The 22,475-nt window shown below is 30.2% G+C and carries 20 protein-coding genes, 1 tRNA gene, 1 other RNA gene and 1 pseudogene; 10 read left to right on the top strand and 13 right to left on the bottom strand.

Translation table 11 applies throughout. The features are described 5' to 3' along the window. Positions 1–305: pseudogene (locus HKP59_RS03335) on the top strand (FAD-dependent oxidoreductase); the annotation flags it as partial. A gap of 53 nt (positions 306–358) precedes the next feature. On the opposite strand, the gene HKP59_RS03330 reads toward HKP59_RS03335, so the two are convergent. Beyond that, on the bottom strand, positions 359–2,809 hold the full coding sequence (locus HKP59_RS03330) for a carboxypeptidase-like regulatory domain-containing protein (RefSeq protein WP_291803426.1): 2,451 nt from the start codon (positions 2,807–2,809) through the stop codon (positions 359–361). A 7-nt stretch (positions 2,810–2,816) separates the two neighbouring features. Next, positions 2,817–4,529: a M23 family metallopeptidase gene (locus HKP59_RS03325; RefSeq protein ID WP_291803424.1), complete on the bottom strand. Its 1,713-nt coding sequence runs from the start codon at positions 4,527–4,529 to the stop codon at positions 2,817–2,819. 167 nt (positions 4,530–4,696) lie between these two features. Between HKP59_RS03325 and HKP59_RS03320 the strand changes: the two genes are divergently transcribed. From HKP59_RS03320 to rny, 4 genes are all read left to right on the top strand, one after another. Then, positions 4,697–4,987 carry a hypothetical protein gene (locus tag HKP59_RS03320; RefSeq protein WP_291803422.1) on the top strand — a complete coding sequence of 97 codons (291 nt, stop codon included), beginning with the start codon at positions 4,697–4,699 and terminating at the stop codon, positions 4,985–4,987. 10 nt (positions 4,988–4,997) lie between these two features. Beyond that, on the top strand, positions 4,998–5,294 hold the full coding sequence (locus HKP59_RS03315) for a cell division protein ZapA (RefSeq protein WP_291803420.1): 297 nt from the start codon (positions 4,998–5,000) through the stop codon (positions 5,292–5,294). Positions 5,295–5,351: 57 nt separating this feature from the next. Next, a non-coding RNA gene (gene ssrS / locus HKP59_RS03310) (6S RNA) lies at positions 5,352–5,458 on the top strand. A gap of 46 nt (positions 5,459–5,504) precedes the next feature. Then, complete coding sequence (gene rny, locus HKP59_RS03305; RefSeq protein WP_291803419.1) at positions 5,505–7,073, top strand: ribonuclease Y; 1,569 nt, start codon at positions 5,505–5,507, stop codon at positions 7,071–7,073. A gap of 75 nt (positions 7,074–7,148) precedes the next feature. On the opposite strand, the gene xerD is transcribed toward rny, so the two are convergent. Next, positions 7,149–8,045, bottom strand: coding sequence for a site-specific tyrosine recombinase XerD (xerD, locus tag HKP59_RS03300; protein WP_291803417.1), 897 nt, complete (start codon positions 8,043–8,045; stop codon positions 7,149–7,151). A gap of 111 nt (positions 8,046–8,156) precedes the next feature. On the opposite strand from xerD, the gene aroQ reads away from it, so the two are divergent. The 3 genes from aroQ to HKP59_RS03285 all read left to right on the top strand — a co-directional run bounded on the left by aroQ (position 8,157) and on the right by HKP59_RS03285 (position 12,026). Beyond that, complete coding sequence (gene aroQ / locus HKP59_RS03295; protein ID WP_291803415.1) at positions 8,157–8,570, top strand: type II 3-dehydroquinate dehydratase; 414 nt, start codon at positions 8,157–8,159, stop codon at positions 8,568–8,570. An 8-nt stretch (positions 8,571–8,578) separates the two neighbouring features. Beyond that, positions 8,579–8,652, top strand: a tRNA-Ala gene (locus HKP59_RS03290). Positions 8,653–8,882: 230 nt separating this feature from the next. Further along, positions 8,883–12,026, top strand: coding sequence for a glycosyl hydrolase (locus HKP59_RS03285; protein ID WP_291803413.1), 3,144 nt, complete (start codon positions 8,883–8,885; stop codon positions 12,024–12,026). 33 nt (positions 12,027–12,059) lie between these two features. On the opposite strand, the gene HKP59_RS03280 is transcribed toward HKP59_RS03285, so the two are convergent. Next, positions 12,060–12,995 carry a LysR family transcriptional regulator gene (locus HKP59_RS03280; protein WP_291803411.1) on the bottom strand — a complete coding sequence of 312 codons (936 nt, stop codon included), beginning with the start codon at positions 12,993–12,995 and terminating at the stop codon, positions 12,060–12,062. A gap of 164 nt (positions 12,996–13,159) precedes the next feature. On the opposite strand from HKP59_RS03280, the gene HKP59_RS03275 reads away from it, so the two are divergent. Both HKP59_RS03275 and HKP59_RS03270 read left to right on the top strand, forming a co-directional pair. After that, on the top strand, positions 13,160–13,336 hold the full coding sequence (locus HKP59_RS03275) for a putative inorganic carbon transporter subunit DabA (RefSeq protein ID WP_291803409.1): 177 nt from the start codon (positions 13,160–13,162) through the stop codon (positions 13,334–13,336). Between the two features lie 87 nt (positions 13,337–13,423). Further along, positions 13,424–13,603, top strand: coding sequence for a hypothetical protein (locus tag HKP59_RS03270; RefSeq protein ID WP_291803407.1), 180 nt, complete (start codon positions 13,424–13,426; stop codon positions 13,601–13,603). 33 nt (positions 13,604–13,636) lie between these two features. Here HKP59_RS03270 and HKP59_RS03265 read toward each other — a convergent pair whose 3' ends face one another. The 9 genes from HKP59_RS03265 to HKP59_RS03225 form a co-directional block, all read right to left on the bottom strand. Further along, positions 13,637–15,970, bottom strand: a complete 2,334-nt coding sequence (locus tag HKP59_RS03265; RefSeq protein WP_291803406.1) for a PAS domain S-box protein — start codon at positions 15,968–15,970, stop codon at positions 13,637–13,639. 103 nt (positions 15,971–16,073) lie between these two features. Beyond that, entirely contained in the window at positions 16,074–16,838 is a 765-nt protein-coding gene (locus HKP59_RS03260; protein ID WP_291803404.1) for a TIGR02757 family protein, read from the bottom strand. Between the two features lie 147 nt (positions 16,839–16,985). Beyond that, on the bottom strand, positions 16,986–17,411 hold the full coding sequence (locus HKP59_RS03255) for a hypothetical protein (protein WP_291803402.1): 426 nt from the start codon (positions 17,409–17,411) through the stop codon (positions 16,986–16,988). Positions 17,412–17,462: 51 nt separating this feature from the next. After that, a complete protein-coding gene (locus HKP59_RS03250; RefSeq protein WP_291803401.1) occupies positions 17,463–18,362 on the bottom strand; it encodes a DMT family transporter in 900 nt (299 codons plus the stop codon). Beyond that, a complete protein-coding gene (gene miaA / locus HKP59_RS03245; protein ID WP_291803400.1) occupies positions 18,359–19,261 on the bottom strand; it encodes a tRNA (adenosine(37)-N6)-dimethylallyltransferase MiaA in 903 nt (300 codons plus the stop codon). The genes HKP59_RS03250 and miaA overlap by 4 nt, the downstream gene beginning before the upstream one ends. Continuing rightward, positions 19,254–20,087 carry an ion transporter gene (locus HKP59_RS03240; RefSeq protein WP_291803398.1) on the bottom strand — a complete coding sequence of 278 codons (834 nt, stop codon included), beginning with the start codon at positions 20,085–20,087 and terminating at the stop codon, positions 19,254–19,256. Before HKP59_RS03240 ends, miaA begins: the two co-directional genes overlap by 8 nt. 48 nt (positions 20,088–20,135) lie before the next feature. Then, complete coding sequence (locus HKP59_RS03235; protein ID WP_291803395.1) at positions 20,136–21,215, bottom strand: exonuclease domain-containing protein; 1,080 nt, start codon at positions 21,213–21,215, stop codon at positions 20,136–20,138. Between the two features lies 1 nt (position 21,216). Continuing rightward, positions 21,217–21,885, bottom strand: a complete 669-nt coding sequence (locus tag HKP59_RS03230; RefSeq protein ID WP_291803394.1) for a YggS family pyridoxal phosphate-dependent enzyme — start codon at positions 21,883–21,885, stop codon at positions 21,217–21,219. A gap of 6 nt (positions 21,886–21,891) precedes the next feature. Beyond that, on the bottom strand, positions 21,892–22,475 hold a 584-nt coding region (locus HKP59_RS03225), incomplete at its 5' end, for a DUF1015 family protein (RefSeq protein ID WP_291803393.1).

Below are 22,475 nucleotides of genomic sequence, written 5' to 3'. Positions count from 1 at the left end.
TAGCTCAACGCTTGTTAAAAGAGTTATACAAACAATTACCTCAGGTTAAAGGGAAGGTAAACTGCTATGAACTTTCTACACCTTTAAGTACTGAGCATTTTGTAAATTATGAAAAAGGAGAAATATACGGTTTAGATCATAGCCCAAGTAGATTTAGACAAGATTTTTTAAAACCTCGGACACCAATAAAAAACTTTTATCTGACGGGGCAAGACATTGTATCGGCGGGAGTAGGAGGAGCCTTATTTTCAGGTGTACTAACTTCAATGGCTATTACAGGTAAAAATGTATTAAAAAAAATATAAATTAATTAGTTTAAAAATAGGAATTCAGTGGTTTGAAATTTATTTAATAGTCACTAAAACTTCATATCTAATTTAATGTTGAATACACGCTGTGTCATAAAGTTTGGAATACCATAAAACTGTTTTGAATAGGCATCTCGTACCCACGTATTTGTGATTGCGTTTTGCACATCAAACATATTAAAGATTTCAAATCCAACAGAAAATTCTTTCAAGTTGCTTTTCCAACTATTATTAAATTGATTTTTTGCATCGGTAAAAACATACGAAATACCAATGTCAGCTCTTTTGTAAGCGTTTAATCTATTTTGATAATTATAGGGGTCAACATATGAAGGAGACCCACCAGGAACACCTGTATTGAAAACTAAATTTAAGTACATTCTAATGTTTGGAATATTTGGAACATAGTCTTGAAATAACATTGCAAATTTAAAACGTTGATCAGTTGGACGAGAAATATAACCTCTATCCTCACTATTTTCTTCTGATTTTAAATACCCAATACTAATCCAACTTTCAGTTCCCGGCACAAATTCACCATTTAAACGCAAGTCAACACCAGTAGCATAAGCTGTAGCATTGTTATTGGCACTATATCTAATTTTGACATTATCAATAGTATACGTATTTACATTGGTTAAGTTTTTATAGTACACTTCTGAAATTAATTTAAAAGGTCTTCCCCATACATCAAAACTAAAGTCATTCCCTAAAACTAAGTGAATTGATTCTTGCGCGTCAACGGTTGGAACAACAATTCCTTCTGCGTTTCGTAATTCTCTATAAAAAGGAGGTTGATTATACATTCCTGCAGAAACCCTGAACAGCATATCCTTTTCCCAATCTGGCTTTATAGCAAATTGCCCACGAACACTATATATAATTTGATTTGAAGTTTCAATGCCATCTCCATTTACGTTCCAATTGTGTGAGCGCATTCCTATATTATACCAAACTTTGTGATTGTTCCAATCACTATTTTTACTGTATTGAGCAAACCAAACCAATCGATCAATAATAGCATTGTTTTTCGCTTGAACACTTTGGAAAGGAACTATGTCACCCGTAAAAGGTTCATAAGGTTGGTTATTTGAAATATGATTTATTGGGCGGACATTAAATCCCACGGAATCAATAACTTCCCATTCATTAATTCGATCTCTAATATCTTCGTTTTGATATTTAATACCAAAATCAATTTGATGATTATCTTTTTTATAAGTGGCTTTTAATTGGGCGTTTGTAATTAAAGCATCAATATCATTTCTGGCGTGATTTAATTGTGAGCCAATACCTTGTGAAAATTCAACATCACCAAAATTATCAGATCCAAAATCATTATTTACTTCACCTAAATTATAACTAGCTAAAATATCGTAATATTCTTCTTCAATAGTATGATAAGCCGATGTAGTGATACTAACATTTAAGTTATCATTTACCGTATAACTTCCTTTTAAAGCACCAAAAACAGTTTCAAATTTATCTTTTTCTTGTCCTTCGTAGAAAACAATAAGCTCTAAGGGGTTGGCAATAGTTCCAAATTTAGTTCTTCGTGATAAAGGTGTATAGTTATAGTTATTGATGGAATAATTTCCTAAAAAGTCTATTTTTAAACGTGGATTAACAGTATATGATAAAAATGTTTGCACATCTGTAAAATTAGGATTCGCATTAGTCGCAATATCTTTACTGTTAATAAATAAGCTATTATCTCTATATCTAACACCTAAAATAGCACTTAATTTATTATTGATCATAGTACCCTCAACAGTTACACTTCCGCCCAATAAACTAGCGTTTAGTGTAGTTGCTAGCTCTGTTGGAGTTCTGTAAGTTATGTCTAAAACAGAAGAAAGTTTATCGCCATATTTTGCTTGAAAACCACCTGCAGAAAACTTTATATTTTGAGTCATTGCAGAATTTACAAAGCTTAAACCTTCTTGTTGTCCAGCACGAACTAAAAATGGTCTGTACACCTCAATACCATTTACATATACTAAATTTTCATCAAAATTACCACCACGAACATTATATTGGGTGCTTAACTCGTTATTATTGTTTACGCCAGGCAAGGTCATTAATATATTTTCAATGCCATTATTAGCTCCAGGAATTTTTGTGGCATCGGATGGATTTACGTTAATAAAACCTTGAGCATCTTTTTTGATATCTTGAACAATAACCTCATCTATTTCTTCAATTTTAAGTTGTAAAATAGGAGAGAACCGATAAGTCTTATTAATAGGAATTTTTACTGTTTCTGTTAGTAGTTTATATGAAATATGACTAAAAACAATCTTAATTTGTTGCCCGCCAGGGACGTTTAATTGATATTCACCTTTATTGTTAGTACTAGTACCATTGTTCAAATAAGTGATAGCCACACCTTCAATAGGTTCTTTATTTGCATTTTTTACAACTCCTTTTATGACTGATTCTTGAGCATTAAGCGATAGACTAGTGATAAGAAGTAAAACAAGGCTTAGCGTTCTGAGCATGGATATTTTATTTTTTTCTAAAGAAAGTTGCATTTAATGTACTCAAATTACCAACATTATCTTCTACAATCACTTTTAAAGTGTGCTTAGCTGATGTAAATATTTTATCATTAAAATCATAAGTTAAAATTCCATTTTTCACATTATATTCTAATAAAATCCATTCACCATCAATCTCACCTCGATACGATTTTATTCCAGATTCATTATCAGAAATTTTTAATTTTAAAGTTTTAAAGTGTGTTAACCACTGCTGATCTTTAAAATTTTGTAATCGCACTTTTGGATTTATGGTATCACTTAGTAACGTAAAATCACCCAATTTCTTTGTTGATGTATAAAAAGTAAAATCCTTTTTAACGGTATTTTCATAAGAAGATTTTCCATTATCCAGAATATAAGCGATATATAATTGTTTCTTTTCTTCTGCAGAATAACCAGAAACATCAAAGGTTAAGGTGTATCTTTTATCCAAAGGAATAGTTGGTGTATGAACTTTTACAAGAGCATCTTTGACTTCAAAATCAAGATAAAAATTGTTATAAAATGTATATTTAGGAAACGCTACTGTAACACCATTTTGTTGAAATTTATTAAATAACGTTTTATCAATTTTAAATTGGGTAATCTTCGGATTATTCGAAACTAAAATGGTATCCTTTTTACCAACAATTGGAATTGTTACTTTTTGCTGGTTTCCTTTAAAATCTTTCGCAATAATTTCCACTTTATAATTTAATCCGTCTTCAATATTTAAAAAACCTTTGTTAAGTGATTTAGAATAAAGACTTAATTTATTAGAAGGCTCAATAAAACATTTTTGTATACGCTGTTTTAATTTTTTAAAGCGCTCATAATCAATTAATAAATTTATGTATTTGCTCTCTGAAAAAGAAAAGGTAGTTGCATTAAATTCATGAACTTTTAGGCCATTTACCAACATAGTTAAACTGTATAAACCGTTTTTATTGTAAGCGCCATCTAGCTGGTCAAAAGCGTTTATTCCAAAACCAATTTTACCAAAGGCATATATTTTTTTTGCTTGCAATTCACCATTTTTTGAGTTTATTAATGATATTTGAGAAGGAATTCCAATACTGTTTATTTGAGAGTTCTTATCCAAGGGATAACCAATTAAGGTATTAATTCTAGGTTTTTTCCCATCAGATACTTGAATCCCAAAAAGCATGGGATTAATTGGTTTTTCTGTTTTTGTATCACGTATTTCAAAATGTAAATGAGGCCCAACAAATCCACCAGTGCTTCCACTTAAAGCAATAATTTCATTTTTTTTAATTGGTAAAGCTTTTGAAGAAGGAAATACCTGAATTTCAAAACTTTCTTTTTTATATTGTTGCTTTTTAATATAAGATTCAATTCTTTTATTAAATTTTTGTAGGTGTGCATACACAGTGGTAAAGCCGCTTGGATGTGTAATATAAATCGCTTTTCCGTATCCCCAATGAGATATTTTTATTCTCGAAATATATCCTGCAGCAGCAGCAATTACGTTTAAACCTTCCTTTTGCTGAGTTTTTAAATCTAATCCTGCATGAAAATGATCTGATCTAAGTTCGCCAAAAGTTCCCGATAAAACTAAAGGGATATCTAAAGGATTATCAAAGTAACTACTTGGATATGTAGGACGTACAGAAATATCTCCTTGAGCATAAGCTGCAAAATGATAAAAAACTACTAAAATATATACTATTTTTCTCACAAATTTTGTTTTAATGCTAAAATACTAAATATAATGATTTATGAAATTTAAATATAGCTATGATTCAAATTATAACGATAATTTTTTTTATAAATTACCAAAAACAGTTGCTATATTCCTTTACTAACACTAACTTTGTAATATTAGTTTATATTCTTTAGGTATATATGAATCAAATAACAGGAATTGTTAATTTAGTTGAAGATAAACTTAAGACCCTTTTAGAAAACTATATTTTTTTGAAAGAAGAAAATGAGTTATTGCATAACAAAGTAATAGTCCTAGAAAATCAAATAGCTAAAGAAAAGCAATTTAATAATGAAATTGAAAAACAATATCAAACATTAAAAATTGCGAAAACTATAGAAGGCAGTAAGGAAAATAGTAGAGAAACAAAACTTAAAATAAATGCTTTAATTCGTGAAGTTGACAATTGTATCAGTCAATTAAGCGAATAAGATCTTTAAAATGGCCGAATCTTTAAAAATAAAAGTAACTATTGCAGGAAGAGTATACCCAATGCGTATAAAAAATGAAAATGAAGAAGAAGGAATGCGTAAAGCAGCAAATAGAATTAATGAATTAGTTACGAAATTTGAGAAGAATTATGCAGTTAGTGATAAGCAAGATGTATTAGCAATGTGTGCTTTGCAATTTGCATCACAAATTGAAATTAATGCCATAAATTCAAATGAAGAAATTAGTAAAGCAACAAAAAAAATGAATGAATTAAGTGTTTTAATAGATGAACATTTAAAAAAATAAGTTCTTTAAAATATTAATATTAATAATAATACTGCCTACATTAGTTATTGTTTGAATACTCAACATTTTACCTTTATGAAAGGTGAGTCTCAATTGTAAAAGCAAGCCGTCTTGAACGGATCCTTGATCAGTTAGTTAGCCTTAATCTTGTTTTAAAGGAGTTTTCATAACCTTTCTGATGTAGGTTTTTTTTATACATAAATTTGAATTATGATGGATTATATATTACCAATTATTGTTGGTATCGCCATAGGTTTAACTATTGGCTATATTGTTGCAAAATATTTGGAAAAAACAAAAGCAACAAAAATTTTAAGAAACACAAAAAGAGAAGCAACAGCACTTATTAGAGAAGCTAAAATTGAAGCAGATATTCTTAAAAAGGATAAAATTTTACAAGCTAAAGAAAAATTTATTGAATTGAAATCTGAGCATGAGAAAGTAATTATAGCTCGTGATAAAAAAATAGCAGAAGCTGAAAAACGTGTTAGAGATAAGGAATCTCAAGTATCACAAATACTTGATAAAAACAAAAAATTGACAGCTGAGGTTGCCTCAAAAATTGAAGAATACGATACTAAAATTACTTATTTAGAACGAAGAAACGATGAAGTAGATAAATTGCATCGTAAGCAAGTAGAAAACTTGGAAGTTATCTCAGGGCTTTCAGCAGAAGATGCTAAAAAAGAATTAGTAACATCTTTAAAAGATGAAGCTAAATCTGATGCTATGGCATTTATCCAAGATGCTATCGAAGAAGCTAAATTAACTGCACAGCAAGAAGCTAGAAAAGTAATTTTAAATACAATACAAAGAGTAGGAGTTGAACAAACTGTTGAAAACTGTGTTTCTGTTTTTAATATAGAATCTGACGATGTAAAAGGTAGAATTATAGGTAGAGAAGGCCGTAATATTAGAGCTTTGGAAGCGGAAACAGGTGTTGAAATAATAGTAGACGATACTCCTGAAGCAATTATTTTATCATGTTTCGATCCGGTTCGAAGAGAAATAGCTCGTTTAGCGCTACATAAATTAGTTACAGATGGGCGTATACATCCAGCAAGGATTGAAGAAGTTGTAAAAAAGACTGAGAAACAATTGCAGCAAGAGATAATTGAAGTTGGAAAAAGAACGGTTATTGAATTAGGAATTCATGGTTTACACCCAGAGTTAATTAAAACTATTGGCCGCATGAAATATCGTTCGTCATATGGTCAAAACCTATTGCAGCACTCACGTGAAGTTGCGAATCTTTGTGGTTTAATGGCAGCTGAATTAGGATTAAATGCCAAATTAGCTAAAAGAGCAGGATTGTTACATGATATTGGAAAAGTTCCTGAAACTGAAAGTGAATTACCTCATGCGTTGTTAGGTATGGAATGGGCTAAAAAATATAATGAAAGTGCTGAAATTTGTAATGCTATTGGAGCTCACCATGATGAAATTGAAATGACGACCTTAATAGCACCAATTGTTCAAGTTTGTGATGCTATTTCAGGTGCAAGACCTGGGGCTCGTCGTCAAGTATTAGATTCTTACATACAGCGTTTGAAAGATTTAGAAGACGTTGCGTTTGGATTTACAGGTGTACAAAAAGCATATGCAATTCAGGCTGGTAGAGAGTTGCGCGTAATTGTTGAAAGTGAAAAAGTAAATGATGCAAAGGCAGGCGAACTATCTTTTAACATCTCTCAAAAAATACAAAATGATATGACTTATCCTGGGCAAGTTAGAGTTACAGTGATTAGAGAAACAAGGGTTGTTAATATTGCGAAATAAACAATTTTACATAATATTAAAAAAAGAGAATCTCACTTGTGAGATTCTTTTTTTGTTTCAACTTTAATATATGCGTTATTTTCTAGGATGAAATTGATTTACAACTTTCTTTAAAAAACTTCTATCTAAATGCATATAAATTTCTGTTGTAGTAATACTTTCATGTCCTAACATTTGTTGAATAGCTCTTAAATCTGCTCCGCGTTCTAATAAATGCGTAGCAAAAGAATGCCTAAATGTATGCGGACTTATTTTCTTTTTAATTCCAGCTTTTTCAGCTAAGTTTTTAATGATAGTAAAAATCATAACACGACTTAAATTTTTACCGCGTCTATTTAGAAATAAGGTATCTTCAAAACCTTTTTGCACATTAATATGAACTCGAATGGAAGTTCTATAGTTTTCAATATATTTTTGTGTGAGCGAGTTTATAGGAATAAACCGTTGTTTATTTCCTTTTCCAATTACTTGAATAAACCCTTCTTCAAAAAATAAATCAGATATTTTTAAATTGGTAAGTTCAGAAACTCGCAAACCACAACTATAAAGCGTTTCTAAAATAGTCCTATTTCGTTCCCCTTGTAGTTCACTTAAATCTATTGTTTGTATAAGTAAATCAATTTCCTCAATAGCTAAAGTATCTGGTAATTTTCGTCCTATTTTTGGAGCTTCTATTAAATCAGTTGGATTGTTTTTTCTATAATCTTCAAAAATTAAGTAATCAAAAAAGTTTCGAATACCTGAAATTAATCGAGCTTGTGATCTTGAATTCAATTTTTTAGAAACCGAATAAATAAATTCCTGAATTGTATCCTCCGTGATGTTAATTGGTGAAACATTTATTTCATTGTCATCTAGATATGAAATTAACTTTTTTACATCACGTGTATAGCTTTCAATAGAGTTTTTTGCTAACCCTTTTTCTATTTTTAAATAGAACTGATAATCTTGTACTATTGAATTCCATTTCATATGTTTAAAATTTGTTTTTTAGTTTTAACATATGTTTTTCACTATCATAATTACTCTTGCTCGTTTCATTTGATAAAAATAAGTAATATATTTACACCTAAACTTTAATAAATGAAAATCTTAATTCTAAATGGTCCAAATCTTAATTTATTAGGAAAACGAGAACCATCCATTTATGGAAATTCAACTTTTGATGAGTTTTTTGAAACTTTAAAAATGAAATATGGAAATATAGAATTACTTTATTTTCAGAGTAATGTTGAAGGCGAAATAATTAATAAATTACATGAAGTTGGTTTTAGTTTTGATGGTATTGTTTTAAATGCAGGTGCTTATACACATACTTCTGTTGCTATTGGAGATGCCATAAAAGGAATTGAAACACCGGTGATTGAAGTTCATATTTCTAATGTACATGCTCGTGAAGAATTTAGGCATACTTCTTATATTGCTCCTAATGCCAAAGGTGTCATTGCAGGATTTGGACTGCAAAGTTATGAACTAGCTATTCAAAGTTTTTTATAATTTTAAATGGGGCATTAGCTCAGTTGGCTAGAGCGTTTGGCTGGCAGCCAAAAGGTCATCGGTTCGACTCCGATATGCTCCACTTAAGAATGCTTAACCCTTTAAAGAAATTTAGAGGGTTTTGTTTTTAATATAGTTAGTAAATCATTTTAAATTAATTAACTATTTTTTCCTTTTCTCAAAATGTGCCTAAATATTCATGTACATATTTTTTTAGTGAGTTTATTTCATATTTAGTATATTTCACATTCATAAGAAATAAACTGAATTATTCACGCACTATCATATTACTAATCAATTTAATCCAAACCAATGAAATCTTTTAAAATTATTCTTCTTTGTCTGCTTATTTTACCTTTAAGTGTTCATTCTCAAAATCGCAAAAAGAAAAAAACAAGTGAAGCTAATATAACTTTAAATGACTCTTTATTTCACGGTTTAAAATGGCGTAGTATTGGTCCGTTTAGGGGAGGAAGAAGTGTTGCATCAACGGGTGTTGTTGGACAACCTCATACGTATTATATGGGTTCTACAGGTGGTGGAATTTGGAAAACTATGGATGCTGGTATTACATGGAATAATATTTCTGACGGATTTTTTAAAACAGGTTCTGTAGGTGCTATAGCTGTTTCAGAGAGTGATCCAAATATAGTTGCAGTGGGTATGGGAGAGCATGCAGTGCGTGGAGTTATGACTTCAATGGGTGATGGAATGTATAAATCTATGGACGCTGGAAAAACGTGGAATCATATTGGCCTAGCTAATTCTAGACATATTTCAGATGTAATTATACACCCAACTAATCCAAATATTATGTATGTATCTGTCCAAGGGGCACAATATGCATCTTCTAAAGATAGAGGAATTTATAGAACTATTGATGGTGGAAAAAATTGGAAACAACTTTTGTTTGTAGATGAAAATACGGGAGCTTCATCGCTTTCTATGGATATGAATAATCCACGAATATTATATGCTGCTATGTGGCAACATCGCCGTTATCCATGGATAATGGAATCAGGAGGAAAGGATTCAGGGTTGTATAAATCAATTGATGGTGGTGATACTTGGAAGAAAATGGAGGGAGGACTTCCAAAAGAATTTGGAAAATCTGGAATTTCTGTTTCTAGAGCAAATTCTGAGCGTGTTTTCGCAGTTGTTGAAGCTGAGGGTAAAAAAGGAGGCGTGTATCGCTCTGACAATGCTGGAAAAACTTGGAAACAAGTGAATAGTAATCGTATAAATATTGCTCGTTCTTGGTACTACATGGAAATTTTTGCAGATCCTCAAAACGAAAACGTAGTGTATGTATTAAATGCACCAGTGATGAAATCTATTGATGGAGGTAAAACTTTTACAACTATTGCTGTTCCGCACGGTGATAATCATCATTTATGGATTAATCCTAATGATAATCAAATTCTTATAAACTCGAACGATGGAGGTGCAAACATTTCTTTCAACGGTGGTAAAAGCTGGAGTACACAACAAAATCAGCCAACAGCGCAATTTTATCGTGTGATTACTGATAATTTGGTGCCTTATCATATTTACGGAGGTCAACAAGATAATTCAGCAATTGCCATTGCAAGTAGAACAACTGATGATGGAATAGATTGGAAAGATTGGTACTCAGTAGCAGGAGGGGAAAGTGCTTTTATTGCTTTCGATCCTGATAACCCAGAGACTGTTTATGGAGGAACTTATCAAGGTAATATAAGTAAATGGACAAAAACCTCAAGAGTTCAAAAATCAATTAAAGAATATCCTGAACTAGGTTTGAGTATTGCGCCCAAAGATTCTAAATATAGATACAATTGGAATGCTCCAATTATCACATCACCACATGATAGAAATACCATTTATCATGCAGGGAACGTGGTATTTAAAACTACTGATGGTGGTATAAATTGGTCAGTTATTAGTTCAGATTTGACTAAAAATGAAGTAAATAAGCATGGTCCAGGTGGTGGTCCTTTTACAAATGAAGCGGCAGGAGGCGAAAACTATAACACCATAACAGCTTTAGTAGAATCTCAACATGAAGAAGGTGTTTTATATGCTGGAACTGATGATGGACTTTTGCATATTACAAAAAATGGTGGAGAAACTTGGGAAAATATTACACCAAAAAATATACCAGATGGCATTATAAATAGTATAGAAATATCTGAGCATAACCCAGCTACTGCCTATGTTGTAGTTATGAGATACAAGTCAATGGATTTAAATTCATATATTTTTAAAACAACTAACTATGGAAATTCATGGATAAAAATTACCAATGGTTTGAATGATGCGAATGGATTCGCAAGAGTAGTTCGAGCAGATAAAATAAGAAAAGGATTATTATATGCGGGTACGGAAACAGGCTTGTATGTATCATTAGATGATGGACTGAATTGGCAACTTGTTAAATTGAATTTTCCTGTAGTCCCGATAAACGATTTAATTATTCAAGATAATGATCTTGTAGCAGCAACTTCTGGAAGGGGTTTTTGGATTTTAGATGATGTATCAGCATTTCAACAAATGAATCTTGAAAACAAAGAAACGGTCCTATACCAACCAAAATCTGCGTATAAAATTATGGGTGGTACTTCTAATAGACCTAGAATTGGTCAGAATCCTAAAAGTGGTGTTACGTTTGATTATTATTTATCTAAAGATGCAGATACTTTAGATTTAAAATTAGAAGTACTTCAAAATTCAAAAGTAATTAGAACGTACACAAATAAAAAGGATAAAGATTTTAAAACGTGGCCAGGAGGTCCTTCTAAGCCGGATATGTTGCCTTCAAAAAAAGGGTTCAATCGGTTTACTTGGGATTTTAATCGTGAGGCAATTCCATCTATAGATAAGGTATTTGTGTTTGGTGGTCACTCAGGATCAAGTGTAGCTCCTGGAAAGTATCAATTGAAATTAACGTTAGATAATACTAGTTCAGAGACTGAAGTGATGATTCTTCCAAACCCTACTATTCATGCAACTGCAGAAGATTTCAATGAACAACAAGCCATGCTTATTGCTATTGAGAATGTATTGAATGAAATGCATAAATCAGTGAATGAAATGAGATCAGCTAAAAAACAGTTAGATAATTATGCAGCCCTTTTAAAAGATACTGAGAATGCGAAGGACCTTTTAGAAAAAGGGAAGGAATTAGCAAAGCGTATTACGAGTTGGGAAGAAAATCTAATTCAGCCAAAGCAGAAAACGTTTCAAGATGTAATTAATTTTAATAATAAACTAAATGCACAACTGATTCAATTAAAAATGTATTTAGATCAAGATGATCCTACAGTTACAGCAGGTGCAAAGGAACGATTTAATGATTTAATGAAAGATTGGAATATATATAATGATGAAAAAAATGCAATTATTACTAGTGAAATGAAAAGTTATAATCAGCTGTTTAATTCACTTAAAATTCCTGCGCTTATCCTTAAAAACTAAAAATAAATAGCGATTATAAAAAATTGGCCAATTTTAAATGGTATATTGATGTATCCAAGAGAAATTTTTATGAATCATTTCTTCTTTATTTGTCTTTATGAAATTTAAATAGGCCTCTGCTGCTGGGGATAAGTTTTTGGAAGCTAGCCATATCAGGTTCCAAGTAGTACTAATTGGAAGTCCTTTAACTGGCAGTATTTGTAAATCCTTATTTAAAAGTTCATTTTTTATACCAATCAATGGCATAATTGAACATCCTAAACCTGAAATTACCGCCTGTTTAACTGCTTCATTAGAAGTTAATTCAATATTTTTTTGTGTAGAAAATAAGTTTTTACCAATAAAGGTTTCCATGGCTTTTCGGGTAGCAGAACCTTGTTCTCTATAAATTAACTGCGTGTTTTCAAATAAATTTTTAGAATTATTTAGCTTATCATTGCTAATGTTTAGCTGATTATTTCCTACTAAGTAAAGCTCATTTGGCATTAATGCTATTTTATTTACTTTTAATTTTTTAGGTAGTACAGATACTAATGCAAAATCTACTTTATTTAATTCTAAACTTTCAATTACTTTAGATTTATTAGTTACATCGATTTCAAGTTCAACACCTTCATTTTGGTTTATAAATTCAGACAAAAAATAAGGCATTACATATTTACCTGTAGATACTATTGATATTTTTAGTCTCCCAGAGAGTTGACCTTGATAGGATAAAGTTTTATGATTAATTGCGTGCACTTCATTTATAATTTTTTCAGCAGCAATGGCTATTTCTTTCCCAAAATCAGTTATAAATAACTTTCTACCCACTACTTCAGTAAGTGGAATTGGAAATTGTTCTTGAAAATTTTTAAGTTGAATTGAAACCGCAGGCTGCGTAAGATGGAGTTCTTCTGAAGCTTTTGTAATACTTTCTAATTTAGAAATCTTTAAAAATATCTGAAGTTGATGTAATGTATAGTGCATAAAAATAATTAATGTTTACCATAACAAATATAAATAAAAATTTATGAACTGAAAACTTCATATGTGCAGCGTTCGATTTTTAAAATAATATATACTTTTATGAATCGTCTAAAAAATAAATCTCAATAGATATCACAAATTTATTACTTGATTACACTATTTCTATGGTTGTTACCCAATGTATTAAGAATCACTATTATTTTTCAACTATTGATAATGATGTTTTTGTAGGAGGCTATAAAATAACGCATAATATTACGGGAAAATTTGGAGTAGTTAATGGAAATGGAGGAGATTTAAAAATGGGATTACGACTTCAATCTATTCCTACATCTGATTAAGAAATGTATTATCAACCTTTGTGTCTTTCATTTTTAATTCAAGCGCTAATAACAATTGTGAGTGAAATATTGGTTAACAATGAGACATTGAAAAATCTACTTGACAATGAATGGTTTTATTTGACAGTAATAGATCCAATTCGTAAAAATATGATTAGTCATTATCATAAAAACTTGAATTGGAAATCTTCAGAAAATAATAAGAATGTATCTAGAGAAAAAAATATGTCTCAAGAAAAAACTTTTAAACAGATTTTAGTTGAATAATGCACTTTTGTTTATTTTATTAAAAATTCCAAATTAAAAGTATTTATTAATAATTTCAAACAGCTTATCCTTTTTAATAGGTTTTGAAATATAATCATTGCATCCAACATTCAGTGCTTTTTCTTTATCTCCTTCAAGTGCATAAGCCGTTTGTGCAATAATTACAATATCGTTATTAAACTTTCTGATGCGTTTGGTTGTTTCATATCCATCAATTCCGGGCATTCTAATATCCATTAAAATACAATTAATGTCTGAGTTATTTTTACACATTTCAATAGCTTCAATTCCATTTTTAGCAACTTCTATGTTGTTAAATTTATCACCAATAATTGATGTAAGATAGAGTAAACTAGTTTCATCATCTTCGACAATTAAGACATTAATATTTTTAATTTCAGTATGGCATAAAGGAATTTTTTTTGAGCTATTATTTTCTTTCTGTTTTGCTTGTAAATAGGGTAAGGATACATAAAAAGAGGAACCTTGATTTTCTTCTGATTCAACCCAAATTTTACCGTGTAACATTTCAACATATGATTTCACGATGGCAAGACCGAGCCCTGAACCCTGTTTTGCAAGTTTATCCTCAATATCGGCTTGTTCAAACCTATTAAAGATGGCTTCCTGTCTATTTTTAGAAATTCCAATACCCGTATCTTGGCAAGAAAAAATGAAGTTATCTGAAGCAATTGAGAAACCAACTTTTATAGTTCCTTGATTTGTATATTTGATAGCATTTTTAATTAAGTTTGATAAAATTGAATCTAGTTTGTTTTTATCTGTTTGAATATATAAATCGTTTCCATCAATACAATTTTGTACAATAATTTGTAAGTGTTTCTTTTTGGCTTCTTGTCTAAAAAAGGTAACGAGTGTATCTAAATAATTAATGACATCCACCTTAGAAGTTGTAATTTTTATTTCACCACTTTCAATTTTTGATATTTCTATAATGTCATTAACGGTATTTAAAAGACGTTTACCACTTTTTTCTATAATGTTAATATATTTTTTTTGATTTTCAGTTGATAAATTAACCTCTTGGAGCAATGAAGTAAAACCTAAAATTCCGTTCATTGGAGTTCGGATTTCGTGGCTCATGTTTGACAAAAATGCAGATTTTAATCGGTCAGATTCTTCTGCTTTTTCTTTGGCTTTAAGTAATTCTTTTTCTTCATTTTTACGAATTGTTATATCGCTTCCAAGGCAAGAGCCTCCTATTACTTTTCCGTTTTTTACTATAGGATTGAATGATATTTCAATGTAAATTGTACCAATATTTGTAGGAACGGCATCTTCAATTGTAAATTGCTCATTAGCAAGCACTCTGTCATATCTGGATTTCCATAATGGTTTTAATGGTTTAGGAAGTGCCTCAACCAAACTCACACCAGGTTCTAGGAGGACTCCGAATGATTGTAAAAAATCTTTTTGAAATATATGGTTTATATATAAAATTTTATAATCTGCATCAAAAGCCCAAATACTATTTTTTGTACCTTCGATTATTGCTTTAATATTTGCTTTACTTTCTTCAGCTTTTTCTTTGGCTTTAAGTAATTCTTTTTCAATATTTTTTGTTTCTGTAATATCCCTAACTGCTCCAATCATGATGTTCTCTTTCGGAAATGGTTGAGAGTTCCAAGATAACCATTTTATCGAACCATCTTTGCAGATGTATCTATTTTCAAATTGATAGATTTCTTTGCCATCAACAATAACAGATTTAATATTTTCAGTTCTTTCTATGTCATCAGGATACACAAAATCAAGCCAAGGTTTTGATAGCAATTCTTCAACAGGCCAACCAAGAGTTTTTTCCCACGCTGGATTCAAATATTTAAAATATCCGTCAAATCCGGCAATGCAAAACATATCTAGTGATAAATTAAATACTCTGTCACTTTGTTTTAATTTCTGCTCATATTTTTTTTTCTCAGTAATATCTATTGTAGTTCCGTAAATAGTTAATTTATCATTTTCTTTAATAACTCTGCCTGTTGATGAAAACCAAGCTAATTTTTCATCTGCCTTTTTTACTTCGTACTCAATTGAAATTGACTTATTAGTATTCTCTGTACAATAATCTATGAGTTCATAAATTTTAGGTAAATATTCAGGTAAAATGTAGGAAAAATATGTTATCATTGAATTGCCAATACTTCCTTTTGGTAATGCAAGAAAATCATCTACACCTTCTGAAATATATGCATTTTTAAAATCTATACCTTTATCAATTTCCCATTTCCATATGATATTAGGTGTGTTTGCGTGAATCTTTTTAATTTCATTTTTTAATTGAATATTTTCAGCTAATAGTTCTTCATAGGTAAGTTTTTTATTAGAGCCTTTAATCTTATCCATACTAATGAAATTAATGGTTTTGCGGTTTTTGACAATAAATTCTTATAAATTTATAAAATATTTTTAAGAAGGTTATACCAATTAAGTTTTATTTAAATTTTTATTAAAATCCTTCAAAAACACCTAAACCAAAAAGTGCAAAATCGTATTTAACAGGGTCAGCTTTATCCATAGCTCGCAAACTAGTATCTAATTCAGTCAAAGCTTTAGCATCATTCTGTTTTCTGGTTAATAAACCTAATTTACGTGCTACATTTCCTGAATGCACATCTAATGGGCAAGAGAGTTGAGCAGGAGAGAGGTTATTCCAAATACCAAAATCTACTCCTGCATTATCAGTTCTTACCATCCAACGTAAAAACATGTTAATTCGTTTTGCTGCAGAACCTTTAAAAGGGTCAGAAATATGTTTTTGTGTTCTTTGTTCGTGGGATATTTCAAAAAAAACCTTTTTAAATTGATGAATAGCTGGTTGAAATGAGTTTGCAGTTGCGTTTTTTGAAAATACAGCTTCCAAACCACTATGATTGTGATAGATATGCTTTAGCGCTTTAATAAAGTGTTCAAAGTCGGTACTATTAAAAGTTCGGTGTACAAAACCATCTAAATTATCCAAGTGATGTGCTTTATGATTTAACACAAAATCATAAGGAGAGTTTCCCATAAGCTCCATCATTTTATATGCATTTTTGATTATGGATTTTCTATTTCCCCAAGCAATGGTTGCTGTTAAAAAAGCGGCAATTTCAATATCTTCTTTAAGCGAAAATAAATGAGGTATTTGTATAGGGTCACTTTCAATAAATACAGGATTATTATACTGAATTACTTTTTCGTTTAAAAATTGTTTGAGCTCGGTTTTAGTCAATATCGCTTGTATTTTAAGAACGTAAATTTACGATTAAAATTTTTGTTTTATGTAAACATAAGACCGTGTTAATTTCTTATCAATTTTCAGAGAATTCTTTTGTTCAAAAAGTATGCGCATACAACTAAAAAAGCTTGCGCATATTTTTTATTTGTTCTGTTTTCTGTTTAAATAGATTATTTTCCAACCAAGCCAAGCCATTGGAATATAGGCAACTAACAAGTCAAAAGTAATAAACCAACTAGGAGCTGGAAGTATAAATGTATTGATAACACCACCAATTAAAAAGAAGACTCCAATAAGTAATGATAGTTTAAATTTATAGGATGATGCAACTATCGCGGTAATTAAAGCACCAACAAAAGTTCCAAAAGCATGTGCTAAAAAAGGAAAAACAAAGTGTTTTGGTTGAAATAGATGTATGGAGGCTTTTAGCCCTTCCATAGTGGTCACATCAGCTCCATTTGGAGGTGGAATAATTGAGCTACTTATCATAATAATCCCCATATTAATGGAACTTCCTATTACTAAACCTAAAATTACAGCTAGTATGTTAGTCACTATTATTTTCATAATGCATTTAAAATTAAGAGAATAGTTAAATTTATAGAATTTATTTTAAAACTAGTTATTTTTCTTTAGTGTAGCTATTAAAATTCCAGAAAGTATTAAAAGTAGGCTAAAAACATGATTGATTCCAATGGCTTCACCTAAAAATAGATACGCTAAAAATCCACTAAATAAAGGCAATGTGTAGTAGACCATTCCCGCGTTTGTTGCGCCAACCTTTTCAATGGCTTTGTTCCATAAAATATAAGCTGTTAAAGAGGCAAAAATCCCAATATACAAAATTGAAAGTACAGTTTTGGATTCAAACAAAACAGGAGGTGTGTTTAAAGTTTCGCATATAAAAAATGGAAGCATAAAAATAAGTCCTAACATAAAAGTACTTAATTGAAAGCTTGAAATACTTAATTCAGCTGGCTTTTTTCGGAGGAGTATGCTATAAAGTGCAAAAATAATAGCTGCTAATAGCATCCAAATATCACCAATAGCAAAAGATAGTTGTAGTAATTTTGAAAGCTCTCCGTTTGTTATTAATAGTAATACACCGCTTATGACAAGTAGAATGCCAATTACTTTGTTTGAAGTAATTTTTTCCTTAAAAAAAATACGGGAAAGAATGACTATAAATACAGGAAAGGTTATTGATATCAATGAAAGGTTTATAGCTGTGGTTGTATGACTTGCAATATAAATTAACGTATTAAAAATGGTAACTCCTAAAAACGAAACTATTGATAGGTATAAAATATTTTTTTTCAAGATATACCAATCAGTTATTAATTTTTTAATTGCAAATGGAAATAAGGCAATTATAGCGACTGTCCATCTAAAAAATGCCAAGCTTATAGGAGGGATAGTTTCATTTAAATCTCTTGCAATGATAAAATTACCCGACCAAATTGCAGTTGCACCCAAAGCAAATAGATAACCAAAAATTAACGGTTTATTATTTTTCAAATGAGCGTTTTAATTTTTTTAATGATTGTAGGTAAAGGAGTTTCAAAATTAAACCAATGAATTTCAGAATCTTTTTTATTCCAAGTTACTTGTCGTTTAGCAAATCTTCGTGTATTTTTTTTAATTTCTTCAATGGCAAATTCTAAGGTGCAATTCCCTTCAAAATAGTGAAATAATTCTCTGTAACCTACTGTTTGTAAGGCATTCAAATTTTTATATTTATGTAATTTTTCCGCCTCTTCTAACAATCCTTCGTTTAACATAATGTCAACTCGCTTATTGATACGATCGTACATAACTTCTCTATCAGCAGTTAAACCAATTTTAATAGGAGTGAAGTTGCGTGGTTTTTTTGGTTTGTTTTTAAATTCAGAATATGTTTTTCCAGTTCCAATGCAAATTTCTAAAGCCCTAATTAAACGATGTGGATTTTCAATTTCTATTGAATGATACGATTCCAGATCTAATTCTTTTAATTTGATCTGAAGACTTTCAAGACCCTCTTTTTTTAATTGAATATTTAGTTTTTCTCTAATAACGAAATCTACATTGGGAAAATAATCCAATCCATCAATAACAGCATTGGTGTATAAACCACTTCCACCAACCATAATAGTAATGTTATTTTTGGAAAATAATTCTTCTAATTTTTCTAGTGCATCTTTTTCAAATTGCCCTACGCTATACTCATCAAAAATACTTCTGTTTTGAATAAAATGATGTGGAGCAGCAGCTAATTCTACTGAATTAGGAACGGCGGTTCCGATAGTCATTTCTTTGTAAAACTGTCGAGAATCACTAGAAATGATTTCAGCATTAAAATGTTGAGCAAGTTTAATACTTAAAGCAGTTTTACCAATGGCTGTAGCACCAATAATTGTAATCAAGTAATTAGGCATCTTTCAGTTTTTCACCACATCGATTACAAAACACTGCATTGTCCATATGTTTGTCAAATGAGCAATTAGAGCAAGATCGTGTGTTCGTGTGAATTTTAGCGTCTTGTTTTGTCATTTCAGAGGTTACAATACCAGTAGGAACAGCAATAATACCGTACCCTAAAATCATCACTAAACTTGCAATAAATTGCCCCATTGGGGTATGAGGAGCGAGATCTCCATAGCCCACTGTGGTGAGGGTTACAATTGCCCAATACATACTAAGAGGAATATTTGCAAAGCCATTTTCAGGACCTTCAACTAAATACATTACAGTTCCCAAAATAATGGTAATTACTAATACGCTAAATAAAAACACAAAAATTTTAATTCTACTTGCTTTAAGGGCAGATATTAAATTTACCGAAGCTCCTAAATAACGTGTTAATTTTAAAATTCTAAATACTCTTAATAATCGTAATGCTCTAAGTGCAACTAAAGCATGGGTTCCTATAAAAATAAGTGATAAATATTTAGGTATGGTGGCTAAAAAATCAATAATTCCATAAAAACTAAAAATATAGCTAGATGGTTTTTTAATAGTTATAATTCGTGCAATATATTCTAACGTAAATAAAATAGTTATCACCCATTCTGCAATGTTTAAAAAATCATGATAATCTTTATCAATATGATCAACACTTTCAAGGGTAACTAAAAGGATACTAATTAAAATAACAATAATTAAAATAAGATCGAACCATTTTCCAGCTGGAGTGTCCGCTTCATAAATTATATCATGAAGTTGATTTTTCCAATTTTTAGTAGTGTGTTGTTCTTGTTTCAAAATAGTTAGGTACTAAACTTACGGTCTAAGTTAAATATTTTAGTTGAATTAAAAGCGAATTAATTTTTCAACAGTGTTTTTTTGCAGGTATTTTTTTATAATACTTCTATTAATTATTGAATTTTCCATAGGGGAAATTAACGTTTTTAAAACATCTAAATTATTTATTTGATAGCTTAAATCTGTATAGCAAAAACCTTTAAACTTATTGTTTTCAATTAATAAAACCGATTTTTCACCTACATTTCTTCCTTTATCAATAACTAATAAATTTTCATTGCTAAAGTTTATTTTAGAAACTTTAGGCCTAGCTAAAAAGTTTAATTTAGGTTTGTGTATTTTAATCTCTTGCACAAATTTTAGTTGTGTAATAAGTTCGTTGCCAGTTTCTTCGTATGAGACAGACACCACATTGTTTTGAATAAAAAGCGCTTTCTTCGATGTGTGTAAAAAGAGCTGATTCGCACTTTTTTTGATGTTTTTGCCTTTTCCTATATAAAGAATGTTTCTTTCGTTATTATGTATATAAAACAAACCGCTAATTGAAGGTAACTCATCAATAAAATTCAGAAGTTTTGGAGCTAGTTTTCTAGTATTTTCAGTTTTAATAGCTTGTTTTACAATCTCCTTATCAACATCTTTATTTAATAATAATTTAAATAATTGTACGGTAGCAATAGCATCACCATCCGCTCTATGTCTGCTCGAAACAGGTATTCCCAACGATCGGCATAATTTTCCTAATTTATACGAATCGAGGCCTGGAATTAGTTTTTGACTTAATTCAACAGTACATAAAGTTTTACGTTCAAAATCAAAACCTAAGCGTCTAAATTCTGTACTTAAAATTCGATTATCAAAATTAGCATTGTGGGCTACTAAAACACAATCGGTTGTAATTTCGACAATCCGCTTTGCAACTTCATAGAATTTAGGAGCATTTTTGAGCATACTACTGTTGATTCCTGTTAAGTTTACAACAAAGGGTTGTATGTTGCGCTCTGGATTGACTAAGCTTATAAACTGATCAACTATTTGGTGTCCATCAAATTTATAAATAGCAATTTCAGTAATCCCTTCCTCATTAAATTTACCACCTGTAGTTTCTATGTCTAAAATTGCGTACAAATTAAGCGTAGTTTCTTATTCCAAAAATGGCACTTCCAACTCTAACCATAGTACTGCCTTCTTCAATTGCTATTTTATAATCGCCACTCATTCCCATAGATAAAATGGTTGGCTTAAAATTAAAGGATGTGTATTTTTTCAATAATTCAGCAGCAGTTTTCAGTGATTTAAATTCATTTTTAACGATATGGCGGTTATCTGTAAAACTCGCCATACCCATAAATCCAGTAATTTTAATATGTTCTAAATTTTTTAATTCTTCTGAATTTAAGATGCTTTCTGCTTCATCAATCGACATTCCAAACTTTGTGTCTTCACTTGCAATTTTAAGCTGTAATAAACAATTGATAGTTCTATTGTGTTTTATTGCGTGCTTGTTTATTTCTTTCAATTTTTTTAAACTATCCACACCATGAATTAAATGCACAAAAGAAGCCATATATTTAATTTTGTTGGTTTGTAAATGACCAATCATATGCCATTCAATATCTTTCGGTAACAATTCATATTTTTCAGCCATTTCTTGGATTTTATTTTCTCCAAAGGCTATTTGTCCGGAATTATAAGCCTCTAAAATGTCTGCTACAGGTTTTGTTTTAGATACTGCAATTAAATCTACATGGCTAGGTAAACTATTTTTTATGGTATGGATATTTTGTGCTATGCTCACTAAATTTTAATCTAATTTATTAATTACTAAACCTGAACGTAATTTTGGTTCAAACCAAGTTACTTTTGGAGGCATTATATTATTCGTATCAGCAATATTCATTAATTGATTCATACTCACCGGAAATAAGGCAAATGCAACTGCCATCTCTCCGTTATCTACACGTTTACTTAATTCTCCCAAACCTCTAATTCCACCAACAAATTCAATTCTTGTATCTGTTCGTAAATCTTTTATATTTAAAATAGGTTCTAACACATATTTTGATAACACACTTACATCCAAACTATCAATTGGGTTATCATCATTAAAAGTACTATTTTTAGCAGTTAAGCCATACCATTTACCATCTAAATACATAGAAAAATCGTGTAATTTTTCTGGTTTTACAATAGTTTTACTAATTTGTTTGATATAAAAATTTTCATCAATTTTGGCTAAAAATTCATCGGTTGTTAAACCGTTTAAATCTTTTACAACACGATTATAATCAATTATTTGTAATTGAGTATCCGGAAAATGAACTGCCATAAAATAGTTATAAGGCTCGTTTCCAGTATGGTTTGGATTTTTTTTACGAAACTCTTCAC

It is taken from the genome of Lutibacter sp., from assembly GCF_013041805.1.
Lineage (GTDB): Bacteria > Bacteroidota > Bacteroidia > Flavobacteriales > Flavobacteriaceae > Lutibacter.
Note: the sequence above shows the minus strand (reverse complement) of the source record. Positions and strands in the feature narration are given on the sequence as shown.